General features: G+C 39.5%; 16 protein-coding genes and 1 other annotated feature. Of the genes, 10 read left to right on the top strand and 6 right to left on the bottom strand.

The window, feature by feature from the left end; all coding sequences use genetic code 11:
* The first annotated feature begins 41 nt into the window (after positions 1 to 41).
* Positions 42 to 983: a glutaminase gene (locus LMC10_RS03630; RefSeq protein WP_324294048.1), complete on the top strand. Its 942-nt coding sequence runs from the start codon at positions 42 to 44 to the stop codon at positions 981 to 983.
* A gap of 43 nt (positions 984 to 1,026) precedes the next feature.
* Here the strand turns inward: LMC10_RS03630 and dltD are convergent, their stop codons facing one another.
* From dltD to dltX, 5 genes are read right to left on the bottom strand one after another with little or no spacing between them, the layout of a single operon-like run.
* Positions 1,027 to 2,316, bottom strand: a complete 1,290-nt coding sequence (dltD, locus tag LMC10_RS03625) for a D-alanyl-lipoteichoic acid biosynthesis protein DltD (protein WP_107721934.1) — start codon at positions 2,314 to 2,316, stop codon at positions 1,027 to 1,029.
* Positions 2,309 to 2,548: a D-alanine--poly(phosphoribitol) ligase subunit DltC gene (gene dltC / locus LMC10_RS03620; RefSeq protein ID WP_003665624.1), complete on the bottom strand. Its 240-nt coding sequence runs from the start codon at positions 2,546 to 2,548 to the stop codon at positions 2,309 to 2,311. Before dltC ends, dltD begins: the two co-directional genes overlap by 8 nt.
* Before the next feature lie 19 nt (positions 2,549 to 2,567).
* On the bottom strand, positions 2,568 to 3,785 hold the full coding sequence (gene dltB, locus LMC10_RS03615; protein ID WP_229268950.1) for a D-alanyl-lipoteichoic acid biosynthesis protein DltB: 1,218 nt from the start codon (positions 3,783 to 3,785) through the stop codon (positions 2,568 to 2,570).
* The gene (gene dltA, locus LMC10_RS03610) at positions 3,785 to 5,311 is read right to left on the bottom strand and encodes a D-alanine--poly(phosphoribitol) ligase subunit DltA (RefSeq protein ID WP_229268949.1); all 1,527 of its coding nucleotides are present in this window, start codon (positions 5,309 to 5,311) and stop codon (positions 3,785 to 3,787) included. Before dltA ends, dltB begins: the two co-directional genes overlap by 1 nt.
* A gap of 21 nt (positions 5,312 to 5,332) precedes the next feature.
* A complete protein-coding gene (dltX, locus tag LMC10_RS03605; protein WP_003671255.1) occupies positions 5,333 to 5,473 on the bottom strand; it encodes a teichoic acid D-Ala incorporation-associated protein DltX in 141 nt (46 codons plus the stop codon).
* A gap of 330 nt (positions 5,474 to 5,803) precedes the next feature.
* On the opposite strand from dltX, the gene acpS reads away from it, so the two are divergent.
* From acpS to LMC10_RS03575, 6 genes are all read left to right on the top strand, one after another.
* Positions 5,804 to 6,166 (top strand): holo-ACP synthase, encoded by a 363-nt coding sequence (acpS, locus tag LMC10_RS03600; protein ID WP_003674648.1) that lies wholly within the window; start codon positions 5,804 to 5,806, stop codon positions 6,164 to 6,166.
* Positions 6,167 to 7,294 carry an alanine racemase gene (gene alr / locus LMC10_RS03595; RefSeq protein ID WP_229268948.1) on the top strand — a complete coding sequence of 376 codons (1,128 nt, stop codon included), beginning with the start codon at positions 6,167 to 6,169 and terminating at the stop codon, positions 7,292 to 7,294.
* Positions 7,295 to 7,312: 18 nt separating this feature from the next.
* Positions 7,313 to 7,687: a type II toxin-antitoxin system PemK/MazF family toxin gene (locus tag LMC10_RS03590; protein WP_003667249.1), complete on the top strand. Its 375-nt coding sequence runs from the start codon at positions 7,313 to 7,315 to the stop codon at positions 7,685 to 7,687.
* Positions 7,688 to 7,877: 190 nt separating this feature from the next.
* The gene (locus LMC10_RS03585) at positions 7,878 to 9,254 is read left to right on the top strand and encodes a cytosine permease (protein ID WP_229268947.1); all 1,377 of its coding nucleotides are present in this window, start codon (positions 7,878 to 7,880) and stop codon (positions 9,252 to 9,254) included.
* Positions 9,245 to 10,483: a cytosine deaminase gene (gene codA / locus LMC10_RS03580; RefSeq protein WP_003671249.1), complete on the top strand. Its 1,239-nt coding sequence runs from the start codon at positions 9,245 to 9,247 to the stop codon at positions 10,481 to 10,483. The genes LMC10_RS03585 and codA overlap by 10 nt, the downstream gene beginning before the upstream one ends.
* A 78-nt stretch (positions 10,484 to 10,561) precedes the next feature.
* Positions 10,562 to 10,791 (top strand) — a binding site (T-box leader).
* Between the two features lie 76 nt (positions 10,792 to 10,867).
* Positions 10,868 to 11,659 (top strand): 2-keto-4-pentenoate hydratase, encoded by a 792-nt coding sequence (locus LMC10_RS03575; protein ID WP_152726532.1) that lies wholly within the window; start codon positions 10,868 to 10,870, stop codon positions 11,657 to 11,659.
* A 108-nt stretch (positions 11,660 to 11,767) separates the two neighbouring features.
* Here LMC10_RS03575 and cbpA read toward each other — a convergent pair whose 3' ends face one another.
* A complete protein-coding gene (cbpA, locus tag LMC10_RS03570) occupies positions 11,768 to 12,406 on the bottom strand; it encodes a cyclic di-AMP binding protein CbpA (protein WP_065867192.1) in 639 nt (212 codons plus the stop codon).
* Positions 12,407 to 12,611: 205 nt separating this feature from the next.
* Here cbpA and pth point away from each other — a divergent pair, with 205 nt between their 5' ends.
* From pth to LMC10_RS03555, 3 genes are read left to right on the top strand one after another with little or no spacing between them, the layout of a single operon-like run.
* Positions 12,612 to 13,172, top strand: a complete 561-nt coding sequence (pth, locus tag LMC10_RS03565) for an aminoacyl-tRNA hydrolase (RefSeq protein ID WP_229268946.1) — start codon at positions 12,612 to 12,614, stop codon at positions 13,170 to 13,172.
* An 18-nt stretch (positions 13,173 to 13,190) separates the two neighbouring features.
* Entirely contained in the window at positions 13,191 to 16,730 is a 3,540-nt protein-coding gene (mfd, locus tag LMC10_RS03560) for a transcription-repair coupling factor (RefSeq protein ID WP_229268945.1), read from the top strand.
* Positions 16,727 to 16,999 carry an RNA-binding S4 domain-containing protein gene (locus LMC10_RS03555; protein WP_003665648.1) on the top strand — a complete coding sequence of 91 codons (273 nt, stop codon included), beginning with the start codon at positions 16,727 to 16,729 and terminating at the stop codon, positions 16,997 to 16,999. Before mfd ends, LMC10_RS03555 begins: the two co-directional genes overlap by 4 nt.
* Positions 17,000 to 17,054: the final 55 nt, after the last annotated feature.

The raw sequence follows: 17,054 nt of genomic DNA, 5'->3' as shown, positions 1-17,054 counted from the left end.
AATTTTTCTTGTTTGGTACTTGAGGAGCTGCAGGGTTATTTATGCCTTGTGTGAGAGAGGTTTTGACGATGCAAAAATTAGAGCAATTGATTGATAAAAACTTTGCTGAAACAGCTCATGGTAAGGTTGCAAACTATATTCCGATATTAGGAATTGTTGATCCGCAGCAACTGGGCATTGCCATTTATGACGTTGACGAGGACGAAATTGGGACCGCTGGAATGGCAGGAACGAGATTTGCAATTGAGAGTATTGCAAAGGTCGTAGCTTTAATATTAGCGATCAAGAGATTAGGACATAAGCGTGTCTTAGCAGAACTAGAAAATGGTTCGGCAGATTATAGCCTAAGTTCGGCACTATTGGATGATGAGTTGAGCGAGCAGGTACACCGGGTAAATTACCTTAATAATTCTTCCGCCTTGTTAACGACAGCCTTAATTGACCAGTTGATGGGTCAAAATAGTTTTAATGCTCTTCTCGGGTTCTGCCGGGAGATTTGCAACGATCCATGTATCAGCTTAAATGAGCGTTTGTTTCGATCGGCAATTATGAATGATAAAGATATTCATGCACTTGCCTACTATATGAAAGATAAGGATATCTTAGAGACTGTTGATCAAACGTTGATAACTTATTTTATGCAAAACTCAATGATGGTGACATCGCAGAGTCTTGCTAACTTAGGAGCAGTCTTGGCAAATGATGGAATTAAACCTTGGGATAATGAGCGTCTTATTAGCCATGAAGATAACGAGTTGGTAAAGAAATTGCTAACAACAGTCGGTTCGTTTGAAGAATCAAAAGAATACACAATTAAAATTGAACTCCCTATTAAAAGTGGTACTGGCGGCGGCTTATTGGCTTGTGCCCCGCAAAAATGTGGTATTGGTATTTTTAGTCCAGCTCTTGATCAACATGGCAATAGTTTGGCAGGAATGAGTTTATTACAAGATGTTGTTGATCAATTAGAATTAGTAGTTTAATAAAAGCGAGGCCCGAAGAAAATTCTTCAAGTCTCGCTTTTTGTTAATGTAATTTTTCTTGGAATTTCTGTAAATTACCAGGAGTTGGGGTTAAGTTAGTCCATTCTGGTGAAAGGAACTTACTATTGATTTGGTAATGTGGTTGCGGTTGCTTGTTAGAAATAAAACTATTAGTAGCTTTATCAACTTTTACCCAACCAGCCCAACCGATATGAATAGTATCTTCCATAAATCCAGGCTTATCACCATCATGAGAAAGATCCAAAATGTGATTGAACCCTTGTTGGCGAAGCTGAAATTTAATTTTTTCAACAGATTGGTAATACATATTCATGTCCATTCCCGTGTACTTTTCCCACTTTGAATTAACCGGTGGGATGATAAAGAGGACGTTTGAATTGGTATTCTTAAACTGATTCAAAACTACTTCCAAATCGCCATATTCTGGTGACTTAGTATAATTGAAATTCCGTTGTGATCCCTTTGTTTTCGCTAAGTTTTTCTTCACACGCTGCGTATAGAAGCTGTTTTTAATACCAAAACGGTTGTTATTAGTATCACGTGCGGCTTCGTTCATTGCATCATCATAAAGTTCGTTGTAATTGTAACGCGGAGGAAGTTTCTTAACGTTTGGGAGGATATGCTTGCCATAGTTATTATTCAATTGAAAACCTGAGAAGATGGCATCTTCATGAACCAACATATTAAGCCGGAAGCGGATAACTCCCATATCGAAACTGCTAAGGGATTTTCCTTCTGCAATCTTTTTAGCATACGAAGAAACAGTCCCGTCTTTACCAAGCATTGCAATTAATCGCGTTGCAATGTAGCGATCGTATGGTGATTTAGGATTAGCGTGTTGAAGCCAGTTAAGGTTAGCGAGTTCACCATTGTAGTACTTGAAAGCTGGTGGTTGAACCCCCTGCTTAGTAAACCATTGTGGTGAAATGATATAGACGGCCTTATTATCTCTCATCTGCGTTTCCATTGAATTAATGTTAAAGAATTGCGGAAGAGATTGGGTACCCCGTGAACCGAAGAGGAAGGGGGTATAGTTATGATAACGAGCAGCCATTACAGAAGGATGGAAACGATCCATTCGCCGTAATTCACTAGAACCAAAGAATGGAACATAGTGGGTGTGCTTATCACTGAGCGCTTGTTGTTTAATTGATTGATTCTTAAAAACAACCGGGCTTAGCGATACTGCAGCTTTATGTTCAATCGCCGCTGAGTGCTTTTTACTAATCGGCAGTGAAAACAAAAGAACTACTAATAGACAAGCGACAATCAGCGGGCCAAAGATTGACCACAGCTTTTTGCCATTATGCATTTTGGAGCTCCTTTACCCGTTCTTCAATCTTTTCAATAGTGTCCCATTGACTACGGTCAAATTCTGAAACTGGTACTTGAACGCCAAAAGCATCTTGTAAACCAAGAAGAAGGCTAACAGTTGCCATTGAGTCTAAAAGACCACTTTCGAAAAGGTTTTGACTTGCATCACTAAAGTCTGCAGTGTCCCGACCAGTTGCATCAGCTAAAATATTAATAATTTGTTCTTGCATAATTAAAATCCTCCTAAAATTATTTGAATAGATAAGTATCTAAGAACCCACTGAAGATCAAGAGAGTAAACATTACAAAGTTAAATGTGACAAAAATAGCAACTCCAGTAGTGAACTTATTATGTGGTAGTTGTTTTAAGTTTTTGCGCTTGAAACGCAGCCACCAGTCATTAACTACTAGGCCTAGACCTTGGAGAAAACCATAGAGAATATAGTACCAGGTAATTCCATGCCAAAAGCCCATTAGTAACATATTAAGCATATATGCGGTTGATGACAAGGCATTTCGATTCTTAAACCACCGTTTTTTGGTAGCAAGAAAGACGAACCGCATAAAGATATAATCACGGAACCAGAAAGAAAGGCTAATGTGCCAACGGTTCCAGAATTCTTTGATGTTTTTCGATTTGAAAGGCTGCTTAAAGTTCATTGGGGTCCGCACACCCATAAAGTAACTAATAGCAACTGCAAATAATGAATAACCAGCAAAGTCAAAGAATAAGTAAAGTCCGTAAGTGTACATGACACCGACTAAGTTCCAAGAAGGAAATGATGGATCCGCTAAGGCCGCTTTTTCAAAGAAGGGGTAAAAACGCTGACCAAAGAAATAACCGATGACAAATTTGTACAAGAACCCAAGGAATAAGTAGAAAATTCCCGTATTAACAAGATTCAAATATTCCTCGCGGGTCGGGACCTTTTTATAATCTTTTTCAAAACGCCGGTAACGATCAATTGGTCCAGAAGTAATGGTTGGCATGAACAGAATGAAACGAATGAACTTCCATGGAGAAATCTCTTTGATCATGCCATCACGCGTTTCAATTACTGTCCCGACTGCCCGGAAAGTTAAATAACTAATTCCTAAGAAACCAAGGAGGGAGTTATGACCAACCATTGCCGGTGAAAGCTTAACGATTACAATCGGCAAAATTGATAAGGCGGCAGTGAAGTAAAAAACACCACTCGAATTATTATTCTGCCGGTAGCGATGATAAGCCATCACAATAATTGTCTGGTAAATAACATAAGCAATTAATGAAATTCCTTGTTGCCAGCTTGAACCATCGAACATTAAGAAGATAAAAATGAAACTAATTAATGCTTCATACCAGCTAAACCTCTTCCCAAAGTAAAGGCCGATTCCCAACGGCAAAATAGCAAGAAGTAAGTAGAAGAAGTATACCGGGGTTCCATAAGCACTGAAATTAGGAAGGTTTGAAATCCAATCAATCATTACTTGTTAGCCTCAGCAATCATTTGTTTAACTGCAATCTTGCCATTTGCAGACATTGGGAATGATTCACGGTAAACGAATTGGGTAGGCATCATGTATGGCATGATTAAGCCGTCCAAGCTTTCACGAATTTGTTTTGTTAATCCAGCCGTATCTTCAGTGGTTTCGTTTGGAATAACATAAGCAATTAGGTGTGTAACTTTGCCGTCTTTATTATATTTTGGAACCGCAACTGCTTGTTTGATTAGAGGACTCTTTTCAAGACTGGCACGAACTTCATCAAGTTCAATCCGGTAACCATGTAATTTAATTTGGAAATCCATACGGCCTTTGTGATGAAGTAAGCCATCGCTGTCAAGGGTACCCGCATCCCCAGTTCGGTAAGCAGGCGCACCATCAATCTTAAAGAATGACTTGGCTGTTTTTTCTGGATTATTCATATAGCCACGCGCCACACTATTACCACTGATTACAATCTCACCTTGTTCACCGGGAGTAGTGATTTCTTGATCGCCATTCCAAATGGATAATTTAACTCCTGGCTTTGCATAGCCAACTGGTAAGCGGTCATTATTTTCAATGATTTCAGGCGTAATCTCGATTCCTGATACAGCAACCGTTGTTTCAGTCGGGCCATAAGTGTTGAAGATTTTAGCATCTGGGAATCGTTGGTGTAATCCTTTTGCAGTCTTTACTGTTAATTCTTCACCACAGAAGAGGAAAGTCTTTAAGCTTGGCATTTTTTGTTGGTTAAATGCCGGACTAAGCATTAACATGTCAGCAAAGGATGGTGTTCCTACAAATACCTCAAGATCAAGGTTTGGTAAGGCAGTGAACATCTGACCAAAATTTTCAACAACTTCGTGAGGAAGCGCCTTGATTGTCCCACCATTAAGTAGTGCTGGTAACCAGTACATATTTGAAAGATCAAATGAATACGGTGGTTGACCTAAGAAATTAGCATGTTCTTTGATCTTAAATTCATCACTTAACATCCAGTCAACAAAGGTCATAAAGTTATCATGACTAACTTCGACCCCTTTTGGTGAACCGGTAGTTCCGGATGTAAAGAGGACATAAGCTAGTTCGTCACCATTAATCATTGCTGAAGTATCAAAAGTTTGCGGTGTTGCTAAAATCTTTTCAAGCTGTTGATGATCGACAATTGGGGCATCAAACTGGAGATCATTACTTGGAAAATCATTAACAGCAATAATCATCGCTGGTTTAGCGGTATCCAGGATTGATTGCATCCGTGGAATTGCTGAATCGTTGGACACTGGAATATAAGTATGTCCAGCTTTTAGAGCTGCTAAAAAGCTAATAATCATTTCAACTTGATGATCACCATATACGAGAATCGGACTACGATCAGGCAAAGATTGAGTACTAAGCCATGCCGCTAAAGTATCAACTGCTGAGCTTAAGTCCGCATAAGTGGTCGTTTTGCCCATTTCATCATATGCGATCCGCGTTGAGTTGTCCTTGGCAATTTGCTCAAAGACGGTAATAATATTCTTACTCATATATTATCTATTTCCTCCGCATTAGAATTCGTTGTAGATAAATGGCTCTTGGCCTGCTCCATAATAACCATAAAGGTAGATTAATAAAAGAAGCACTACAAAGTAAAATAATGTTTTTAAGATGAATTGTAATGCAGGATGGCGTTGAATAATCTGAGCCATAGTTCTCCTTCTCTCATCTTTATAAATTTGTAATTGGCATTCATATCAAGAATACCATTAATTATGTATCTCGGCTAATAGGGTGAGTTAGTTTCACCTTACTATAAAATCCTTAAGAAAAAATTAATGAAATATTCAAAAATAAGAATGCTTATTGCCTTAAAATTATAACTTTTTCTGAGCTAATTGTAACTAGAAAAACCTAAAATTTATTTATAATTTTATATGACATGACAATGATGAACTAATGTAACAATAATTGCAAGAAGCGCTTATTTTCGATAAGATTAAGCGGTAGATACTAGTGAGAATTAAGGAGACGAACGCTCGATGATTAAGGGGATTGGAATCGATATAACCGAGATTGAACGAGTTAAGAAAGCTGCGACAGCGCATTCTCAATTCATCCAGCATGTATTGACACCGACTGAACTAGAACAATATAGTCAATTTAGCGGTCAGCGATCAGTAGAATATCTTGCTGGTCGGTGGTCGCTAAAAGAATCTTTTGCTAAAGCATATGGAACGGGAATTGGTGCTAAACTAGGCTTTCATGATATTGAAATCATTGATAACCAATATGGTGCGCCGATTGTGACTAAATCGCCGTATAATGGTAATGCTCATGCTTCAGTGAGTCATACTGCCACGTTAGTAATGACAGAAGTAATTTTAGAAAGTGAGAATAAATAAATGGTTAATGGTCGTTTGCGAGATACATCATTAATAGTGGACTTAGATGCATTACGTCATAATATTCAAGAACAGAAAAAAGTTTTGCCCGAAAATAGTAGAATCCTTGCTGTTGTAAAAGCAAATGCTTATGGCAATGGATTGATTCCAGTTGCCCAAACAGCAATGACCAGTGGCGCAAGTGGTTTATGCGTAGCAATTTTAGACGAAGCGTTGGAATTGCGGGATAACGGTATTGAAGCCATGACGCTTGTCCTTGGAATTACGCCAGTTGAAGATGCGTTGATTGCTGCTCAAGCCGGAGTTTCTTTAACAGTCGGCTCTTTAGATTGGCTTGAACAATATCATCAACTAGCACAAGTTGCCAAACCTAAAAAACCATTAAAGGTTCATCTGGGGATTGATTCAGGAATGGGACGAATTGGTTTTACAGAGGTAGCTACATTTAAGCAAGCTGTTAAGTTGCTTGATAGTCCTGAATTTGAATTTGAAGGGATGTTCACGCATTTTGCAACTGCTGATAGTCCTGATGAAAATTACTTTAATCAACAAGTTCAACAGTGGCATCAATTTGTTGCCAGCCTTGACGAACTGCCACCATATGTTCATATGGCAAATTCAGCGACTGGTTTATGGCATCGGGAGAAAATCACGGCTAATACAGTTAGAATGGGGATTTCAATGTACGGACAAAACCCGTCTGGACGTGATTTGAAATTAACGCTTGATTTACAGCCCGTTAGTTCATTAGTTTCATCAATTGCTTTTGTTAAGCAGTTAAAGGCAGGAAGATCTGTCAGCTATGGTGCTACTTATACAGCGGAGCAAGATGAATGGCTAGCCACCTTGCCAATTGGTTATGCTGACGGTTATCCACGGTGTATGACTGGTTATAAGGTATTAGTTGACGGTCAATTTTGTGATATTGCTGGACGAGTATGTATGGATCAAATGATGATTCGGCTTCCTAAGTATTACCCAGTCGGCACTCCAGTAGTATTGATGGGCAAATCCGGTGATCAAGAAATTACAGCAACTGATTTAGCTGAGCAGGCCGGAACTATTAACTACGAAATCCTAACTAATATTAGTAATCGGGTTCATCGCATTTATCACCAAAGTAAATAATTAAGGGAAGCGAAGGTAATGACAAAACGAAAAGTAAAACGGGGTGATATCTATTACGCTGACTTATCCCCGGTAATTGGATCGGAACAGGGGGGCGTCCGTCCAGTCCTGATCCTTCAAAATGACGTGGGAAATCATTATAGTCCAACAGTAATCATTGCTGCGATTACTGCCCAAATGCAAAAAAAGAAGATGCCTACTCATGTCCAACTAAAAGGTAAGTCGTTACCGTTAACTCATGATTCGGTCATTTTGTTGGAGCAATTACGAACGATTGATAAACAACGATTAAAAGACCGAATTGCTCATTTATCGCCAGAGACAATGGCAAAAGTGGATAAAGCATTAACAATTAGTGTGGGATTAAATGCTGCCTATGATGAAAATAAATGAGTTTGACAATTTGTGTCAGAACTCGTATACTCACTATTAAATTAATCACGGTTCTTTTAATGTAGCCCAGAGAGACTACAAAAGACAAAATAATATAAGCATAGTGGGCACAAAACTATGCTTCCTCTTTTGTAAAGCTCTAGGACCATTAAAGGGACTAGAGCTTTTTTAGGTCTAAGGAGGATATCTTGTGAAAGAGCAAAAGGGGACAACAATTTTTAGTATTCCAATGAAGAACAGAAAGACTAATACTTGGGATATGTTTGCCACGTGGGTCGGTGCAAATGCCAATAATGGAACCTGGTTTGTTGGCGGAGTGCTCGCCGCTTGTGGATTTTCGGTTGCCATGAAGGTCTTAGTATTATCATCTGCCTTATCATATGTATTTTTAAGTTTGGTAGGCTACATTGGTTATAAGACTGGGGTATCGACGATGACTTTAAGTCGTGCTTCGTTTGGTGAACGGGGCAGTTATCTCCCATCATTAGTTAATATTACTCAATTTATTGGTTGGACAGCAGTTAATACTTTTATTGCGGCCCAATCAGTAAGCATTCTTTTCCATGACTTATTAGGATGGCCTGTATGGGGACAACATGGCGGCTATTTAGGGCTAGTAGTCGGGATTATTATCATGAGCATTCTCCATATTATTAGTGTTTCTAGCGGATCACGTTCAGTCCAAATGATTGAACGCTTAGGAATAATTCTTGTTCTTGTATTTGTCATTTGGGAGTCAGTAGCCGTTTTTCGAACTGTTTCCTTTAGTCAAATTGTAAATTGGCATGTTCCTGCGCAATCAAAAATGGCAGTCGGCGCGGCAGTCGATTATGTAGCAGCTTTTAATTTAGCTTGGGTAACTGCCGGTGCTGATTTCACCCGCTTTACTGCTAAAGAAAAGAATGCGACTTTGACGCCGTTCCTTGGTGCTTTACTAGGGGTTGTATGGTTTGCTTTTATCGGTCTGATTTCAACAATTAGTATTGCAATTTCAAGTGGGGTATATAATGCAAATAACTCCGATCCGTCAACGATTGCTAGTAAGTTAGGGCTAGGAGTAGTTGCTCTTCTTGTTATTATTTTGACCTCGATGACGGCAAATGCTGTTAACTTATTAGCGGCCGGATCAGCTCTTTCAAATATCTTTACAAAGCTCAAATTAAAGTATTCATTATGGATCGTAGTATTACTTGCGACAGTTGTGACCTTTATTCCGATGTTTGTCGGTAGTTTCTTGAGTGCTTTTGAATCGTTCCTTGACTATGTGGGGATGGTATTAGGACCTACGATTGCTATTATTTGTACGGATTTTTATTTCCGCGCTCACCGGCAATACGATGTTGAAGAATTAGGTAAAGTTGGTGGAAAATATTGGTATCGCGGAGGCGTCAACTGGGTAGCGATTATTGTTTTTGCTATCGGAGTTGCCTTCTTCTTAGGCGTGCATCAGTTGCCGATTTTCGTAAATACGATTGGGGCCACATTTATTGATATGTGTTTGAGTGGTATCCTATATTATGGAACCATGTTGCTGGTTGACCGAAAGGAAGATGAATTATGCTATTAAAAAATGTACATGTTGATAATCATGAAGAAGTAGTCGATGTTCGAATTCTTAATGGAAAATTTAGTGAGATTAAGGCTAACTTAACGCCCCATGACGGTGAAGAAGTTATTGACGGTAAAGAAAATTTGCTTTTACCACCATTTGTTGATTCTCATGTTCACTTAGACGCTACGCTTACTGCTGGTCAGCCAGAATGGAATGAAACCGGAACTTTATTTGATGGTATCCGGATTTGGAGTGAACGGAAACAAGATTTAACGAAGGAAGATGTTAAATCTCGTGCGAAAAAGACATTACTAAATATGGTTGGTCATGGAATTCAACACGTACGGAGCCATGTTGATGTGACTGATCCTCATTTGATTGCTGCCCGTGCTCTCCTTGAATTGCGTGAAGAATTAAAAGATCAAATCGACTTACAGTTGGTTGCTTTTCCACAAGAAGGTATTCTTAGCTATCCTCATGGACGTGAATTAATGGAGCAGGCGGTTAAAGAAGGATTAGATGTCGTTGGTGGTATTCCCCATTTTGAATTTACAACTGAATATGGTTGGCAATCTGTTCATTTCTTAATGGCCCTCGCAGATAAGTACGATCGTTTAGTTGACGTTCACTGTGATGAAATCGATGACCCAGCTTCGCGTAACCTTGAAGTTTTAGCGACCGAAGCCTATGAACGAGGGATGAAGGACCGGGTCACTGCTAGTCATACGACAGCGATGGGCTCATATAATGATGCTTATACTTATAAGTTATTCCGACTATTAAAGATGAGTGATATTAACTTTGTATCTAATCCATTAGTTAATGTTCACCTTGGCGGCCGTTTCGATACTTATCCAAAGCGTCGAGGCGTTACCCGGATTAAGGAATTAACAGCAGCGGGGATTAATGTTTCCTTTGGTGAGGATGATATCCAAGACCCGTGGAATCCGCTCGGCGATGGTAACATGTTAGATGCAGTTACGATGGGTGTTTATATTGCTCACTTGATGGGGTATCACCAACTGCAAGATGCCTTTAATTACGTAACTTATAACGGTGCTAAGACATTGCATATTAGTGATAATTATGGAATTGAAGTAGGAAAACCGGCAAACTGTATCTTATTGAATGCCCACGATTTCTATAATGCCCTTAATAAGCATGTTGAAGTTCTTTATAATATTCGTCATGGGAAGGTCCTTGCCGAGACGAAACCAGCTGAAACCAAAGTTAATATCAAATAAAATTAAAGAAATCTCATAATAGTTATTGACAAGTTAGGGAATGGTCGGTATATTATATCCAACAATTAAATTTAGATTAGAAAAACGTTGAAGGAAATAATGATTTGAAATTGGTAACAGAGAATTAGCGGGTGGTGTGAGCTGATCGAGATTTCTAATTGTTAATCGTTCCTGAGTTACCGGCTGAAACCAAGTAAGCTGAGGTTGGCTGCCATCCATTACTTTGGCCACAAATGATTGTTTGTGAATGAGAGGATCGACTACGAGTTGATCAAAGTAGGATGGTACCGCGCAGAAGCGTTCTTACAATTGCGATAAAGCAATGTAAGGACGCTTTTTTCTTTCTAAATTTTAAGAAAATATTTTGTCTTGGAGGTAATTATTATGACTGAATTAAACGCACGACAGGAAGAATTTGCTAAGGCTCTTTTTGAAGCTTATGATACTAATACGCCGTTGAAAGAGGAAGAATGGAAAGACGTTGTGACTGATGATGAAACAGCATATGCAGTCCAAGATGCGGTGGTAAAGTTAAAAGGAAAGCCAACTGCAGGCTATAAAGTTTCATTAACTAGTAAAGAAACTCAAGACATGTTTGATGCTGATTCACCATTGTACGGACAACAAGTTGCTGAACGATTCCTCCAGTCACCAGCGGATGTTGACTTGCAGATGTTAAACGAACCGCTATTAGAAGTTGAATTAACTTTCCGTGCAAAAGAAGACTTGCAGCCGAGTGATACATTAGAAGATTTATTTCAGAAAGTAACTGTTGCGGGAGCATTAGAATTGCCTGATGCACGTTTTGTCGACTGGTTCCCAGATTTAGGAAAATATAATGTAATGGCTGATTGTGCTGTTGGTGGTCTTGTTGTATATGGTGAAGAACATGATGCAGATAGTGTATTTGAAAATGTTGACGATGCTGCTAATGTTCATGCCGTTTTATTCAAAGATGGCGAGAAATTAAAAGAAGGGGTATCATCAGAAGTTTTGGGCAACCCCTTTAAGTCCCTCCAATGGTTAGTGCAAAAATTAGCAGAACAAGGAAAAGTATTTACCAAGGGCCAAATGGTATCATCCGGAACATTTGTCTTACCACCTAAGCTCACTGCTGGTAAGTGGGAAGTTGAATTCGATAGCGGTTTGGGAAACGTTGTGGTTAATGCAAAATAATTGTTGAAAGCAGGTGGGAAAATTGGGTGAGAAATCGCCAACGGAAATTAATATTCTGAAAATTAAAAAGCGATCTGTGGTTAAGTTAATCACAGGTCGCTTTAATATTTAATAGCTTTGGTGCAAGTCTTCAATTTCTGAAACTTCCAACCCTTTTTTCTCAAGTCGTTTAACAATTCGTTCCATCTTTTCTTTAGTAACGTCAGCAGGCAAGGTGTATAAGACCCGTTTCATTGTTTCGTCTTCTGGATCGAGTGAAATGACATTTACGATCTGACAAAAACGAGTGATTTCTTTAGCAGCCGTTACTAGCGCTCCCCGTTCATCAGGAGTAATAACAGTTAAAACATAACTCCCATTATTCACGTTCCAGCCAGCAGCTAACATCCGTAAAAGACTATTATGAGTTAAAATCCCATAAAACTGATTATTGTTATCCAATACCGCAATATATGGAAGGTCTCGAATAGCAAAGAAGATAGAGAAGAAAGCCGCGTTAATTGAGATAAATTTAGTAGCATTCTTTAATAATGCAGTTACCGGTAAATGCATATCCCCCTGTCGTGCTTTATGCCGGTAAAGATGCATCTTATAAATATTTCCCCGAAAGATCTTTCCTGACTTATCAAGAACTGGGACACACCGATAGCCGGTATCCTCCAAGACAGTCAGAGCCTCATCCAATGTCGCTGTTTCTGGAAGAGTTGTTAAGGTTGCTTTGGGTTTGATTAATGAATTGAAAATCATAATTAACATCCTTTTTATCGATTAAATGCACTCACTATAATAACACATTTCTATCAAAAGGATTAGAAAAAGATTAGAAGATTTATGCTGTTAATTCAAATTAGTATGCTGAAAAAAGTAACATAGGGTATAATACTAGTTAAAATTTATGCTGGACGGGAAAAGTGACCGTGCGGCTTTTTTGCGTGAAAGGAATGAAAGAACAATGAAAATGATTGTTGGCTTAGGAAATATTGGGACGCGGTATGATGAAACCCGTCATAATACTGGCTTTATGGTGGTTGATCAACTAGCACGAGATTATCACCTGGGAGCATTCACCCACCTAAAACAAGAAGCAGTCGCAGTTAGTGGGGTAATTAATGGTGAAAAAGTAATATTGGTAAAGCCGACGACGTTCATGAATGATTCAGGACGAGCAGTCGGACCACTAGTAGACTATTATGATATTGACTTGGATGATCTCGTAATTGTTAATGACGACTTGGATATGCCAGTTGGCAAAGTACGTTTAAAAACACATGGAGCTTCAGGCGGTCATAATGGACTTAAAAGCATTATCAGCGCGTTAGGAACCAAGAACTTTAACCGGGTAAAAGTAGGGATTGACCATCCCCAACATGGAACAGTGGTTAGTCATGTCTTAGGTAAATTTTCTAAAGAAGAACGACCTAAGTTTGACCAAGCCGTTGAACAAGCTGAGCATGCATTAGAAGACTGGATTAATGGAGAAGACTTTGCCAAATTAATGAATGCTTATAATTAAAATAGAAAGGTGGCGTTGATGGTGCAAATAGAAAATTTAATCGAGAAGACGCCATCATTTAAACAAATTACTGCTGACCTCCAATCAAAGAATCATCAATTGATAACGGGAATTTCTGGATCGGCGCGAACCGAATTACTAAGTGCTCTTTCTAATGAAGGACAGCAACCAATTCTAGTAGTGACCGACACGATTTCCCATATGCAGGAATTGGCTAGCGACTTGGAGAATCTTCTTCCTGCTAATCGTGTTTACCAGTTTCCGGTTGAAGAGGTTTTAGCAGCGGAAGTAGCAACTAGTTCTCCTAACTATCGTCTTCAGCGGGTACTGGCCTTAAATGCGTTGATTAATAAAGAACCGGCAGTTGTAGTTGCATCTGCTGCGGGGTTACGGCGCAATATTATTTCACCAGAATACTTTGCTCAGTCCTCGTTAAAGATTAAGACTGGCGGGGAAGTGGATCCAGCTAAAATTCGGCAACAATTAAGCGCAATGGGGTACCAATATCAAAAAATGGTTTTGCGTCCTGGTGATTTTGCAATTCGTGGATCGATTATTGATATCTACGCCTTAAACACTGATAATCCGGTTAGAATTGATCTTTTTGATACAGAAGTTGATTCACTCCGGTATTTTGATGCTAGTACCCAGCGGAGTATTGATAATGTTGAAGAAGTTCAGATACTGCCAGCGACAGATTTTATTATCCCATCGACTGAATTTTCGCGGGTGTATGAAGCGCTAGATACTGAATATAAAAAGGTGGGGAAGGAGTTAAGTGCTGACGATGCGGATATTAAACAGCAGGTGGCTAACCGCTTTGAACCATTATTGAACGCACTTAAGAACCAGCACTTGCCTAATGAACTTTTAGAATTTAGCAACCTGGTTTATCCGGCTAAGCATTCCTTATTTGATTATCTTCCTGATGATGGGACAATTTACTTTGATGACTTGACGCGGATAAAGCAATTTGCCAAGCAGATGACCCAGGAAGATGCAGGCTGGTTTAAAGATAAGGTTGCTCACCATCAATTAACGGATGTTCCAGACCTTAGCAATGACGTATCGGCCATAATAAAAAAAGACCCGCATCCGCAAATTTATGGCGCCTTATTTAAAAAAGGTCTCGGTAATATTAAACTTAGCCAAATTACCGACCTAAAAAGCAGAACCATGCAACGTTTCTTTGGGCAAATGCCACTGTTGAAAGCTGAACTTCAACGGTGGATTGATCAAGGGCAAACAGTAGTACTGATGGCTAATAGTCCAGAACGACGAAAGCAAATTGCCCAAACGCTTACTGACTTTGATATCACCGCAACAGAAACTGAATTAACAAATATCAAGCCGAATGTTGTGCAAATTGTTGCTGCTAACTTAAACAATGGATTTGAAATGCCGCTTGCTGGGCTGGTTGTTATTACAGAGAGCGAGATGTTTAAGCAGGTAAAAAAGGTTCATCATCGTCCACAAAAACTTGCCAATGCCGAACGTTTAAAAAATTATACTGATCTTAAACCGGGTGACTACGTAGTTCATGTCAATCATGGAATTGGGATTTTTAGTGGAATTAAGACGATGGAAGTTGACCATGTTCACCAAGACTACATGATCATAAATTACCGGGATAACGCTCAGATATATGTGCCAGTAACCCAGCTAAACCTTGTCCAAAAGTATGTATCATCAGAATCTAAGACCCCGCATATCAACAAGCTTGGCGGTAACGAATGGGCAAAGACTAAGCGGCGCGTTTCTTCAAAAATTGAAGATATCGCTGATGAATTAGTTGACTTATATGCTAAGCGAGAAGCGGAGAAGGGATATGCTTTTCCGAAAGACGATTATCTCCAAAAACAATTTGATGCTAATTTTCCGTATAATGAGACTCGCGATCAGTTGCGGAGTATTGATGAAATTAAAAAGGATATGGAAAAGCCAAAGCCGATGGATCGCCTATTAGTGGGGGATGTCGGCTATGGTAAAACCGAAGTTGCAATGCGGGCAATTTTTAAGGCGGTCACTGGAGGAAAGCAGGTTGCCTTCCTTGTGCCAACAACTGTTCTTGCCCAGCAACATTACAACACCCTCATGCGCCGGTTTGAAGGTTTCCCAATCAACATTGCCTTAATGTCACGTTTCAAGACGCCGAAAGAGCTAAAAGAGACAGAAGCAGGGTTAAAGGATGGAAGCGTCGATGTTGTTGTCGGGACCCACCGAATCCTATCAAAGGATGTTGAGTTTAAGGATCTTGGGCTGTTAATTGTTGATGAGGAACAGCGCTTTGGGGTAAAACATAAGGAAAAACTAAAGCAATTAAAAAATAATGTTGATGTTTTAACTTTGACGGCAACCCCGATTCCCCGAACATTACACATGTCAATGCTGGGCGTACGAGATTTATCAGTCCTTGAAACACCGCCAGCTGGTCGTTACCCAATCCAAACCTATGTAATGGAACAAAATAGTAGTGCGATTCGCGATGGGATCATTCGTGAAATGCAACGTGGCGGACAGGTTTATTACCTTCACAATCGCGTTCATGACATTGAAGAGACGGTGGCATGGTTACAAGAACTTGTTCCTGAAGCCCGGATTGGCTATATTAATGGTCAGATGAGTGAAAATGAACTGGAGACAGTCCTCTATGAGTTTATTCAAGGAAATTATGATGTATTAGTGACTACCTCGATTATTGAAACGGGGGTTGATATCCCGAATGCGAATACCCTCTTTGTTGAAAATGCTGATCGGATGGGGTTAGCACAGCTATATCAGATTCGCGGACGGATTGGCCGTAGTAATCGGGTGGCTTATGCTTACTTTATGTATCAGCCTAATAAGGTCCTAACCGAATTAGGAGAAAAGCGGCTAGCTGCAATTCGTGATTTTACAGAGTTGGGGTCTGGATTTAAGATTGCGATGCGGGATCTTGCTATTCGGGGAGCTGGTAACCTCTTAGGAAAACAGCAGCATGGTTTTATCGATTCTGTTGGTTATGACCTATATTCGGCGATGCTTAGTGATGCGGTAGCTAAAAAGCAGGGTAAGAAGCAAACTATTCACTCCGATGCGGAAGTTGAGTTAGGTGTTGAAGCTTACCTGCCAACGGATTATATTGCAGATCAACGGCAAAAGATTGAATTATATAAGACAATTCGCCAAGCTAAGACGGATGAAGAAGTTATTGATATTCAAGGTGACTTGATTGATCGGTTTGGTGATTATCCAGCACCGGTTGGGACACTGTTGCTTGTGAGCCAATTGAAGAATCATGCTGATCTGGCAATGATTGCTGAGATTAAACGGCAACGGGATAATATTAATATCAAGTTTACTGAACGTGCTAGCCGCTTGATTAAAGCCCCTGCAATAATTAAAGAGTTAGCTAATACGCGGTTTAAAGCGACGATTGGTGAAGATAATCAGCAACTAACGATTCGGCTGGTTATTCAACCTAAAATGACTACTGATGATTGGCTTCACCAGCTACTACAATTTGTAACGGCTTTGGGAAATGTTATGCAAGCCGATGAAAAAGGAGCGGAAAAATGAGATTAGATAAATTTTTGAAAGTATCACGGATTATTAAACGTCGATCAATTGCTAAGGAAATCGCGGATCAAGGACGGATCTTAATTAATGGTCAACCAGCAAAGTCATCCAGTCGGGTAGCGGTTGGGGATACTTTAACAATTAAATTTGGTAATAAGACCGAAACAGTTAAGATTAATCGGATTGTTGAAACAACAAAAAAGAGTGAAGCAGAAGATATGTATGAAATTGTCGATGAAACTTATGCGGAATCTTTTGACCAACTATAATGTCTTCTGAGATATAAAAAAGTTGATAATCATATGGACATTCTCCGCGGTATCT

Source organism: Limosilactobacillus reuteri subsp. simiae (genome assembly GCF_020784875.1).
GTDB lineage: Bacteria > Bacillota > Bacilli > Lactobacillales > Lactobacillaceae > Limosilactobacillus > Limosilactobacillus reuteri_H.
The sequence above is the reverse complement of the archived record's forward strand: the minus strand, read 5'-3'. Positions and strand labels throughout refer to the sequence as shown.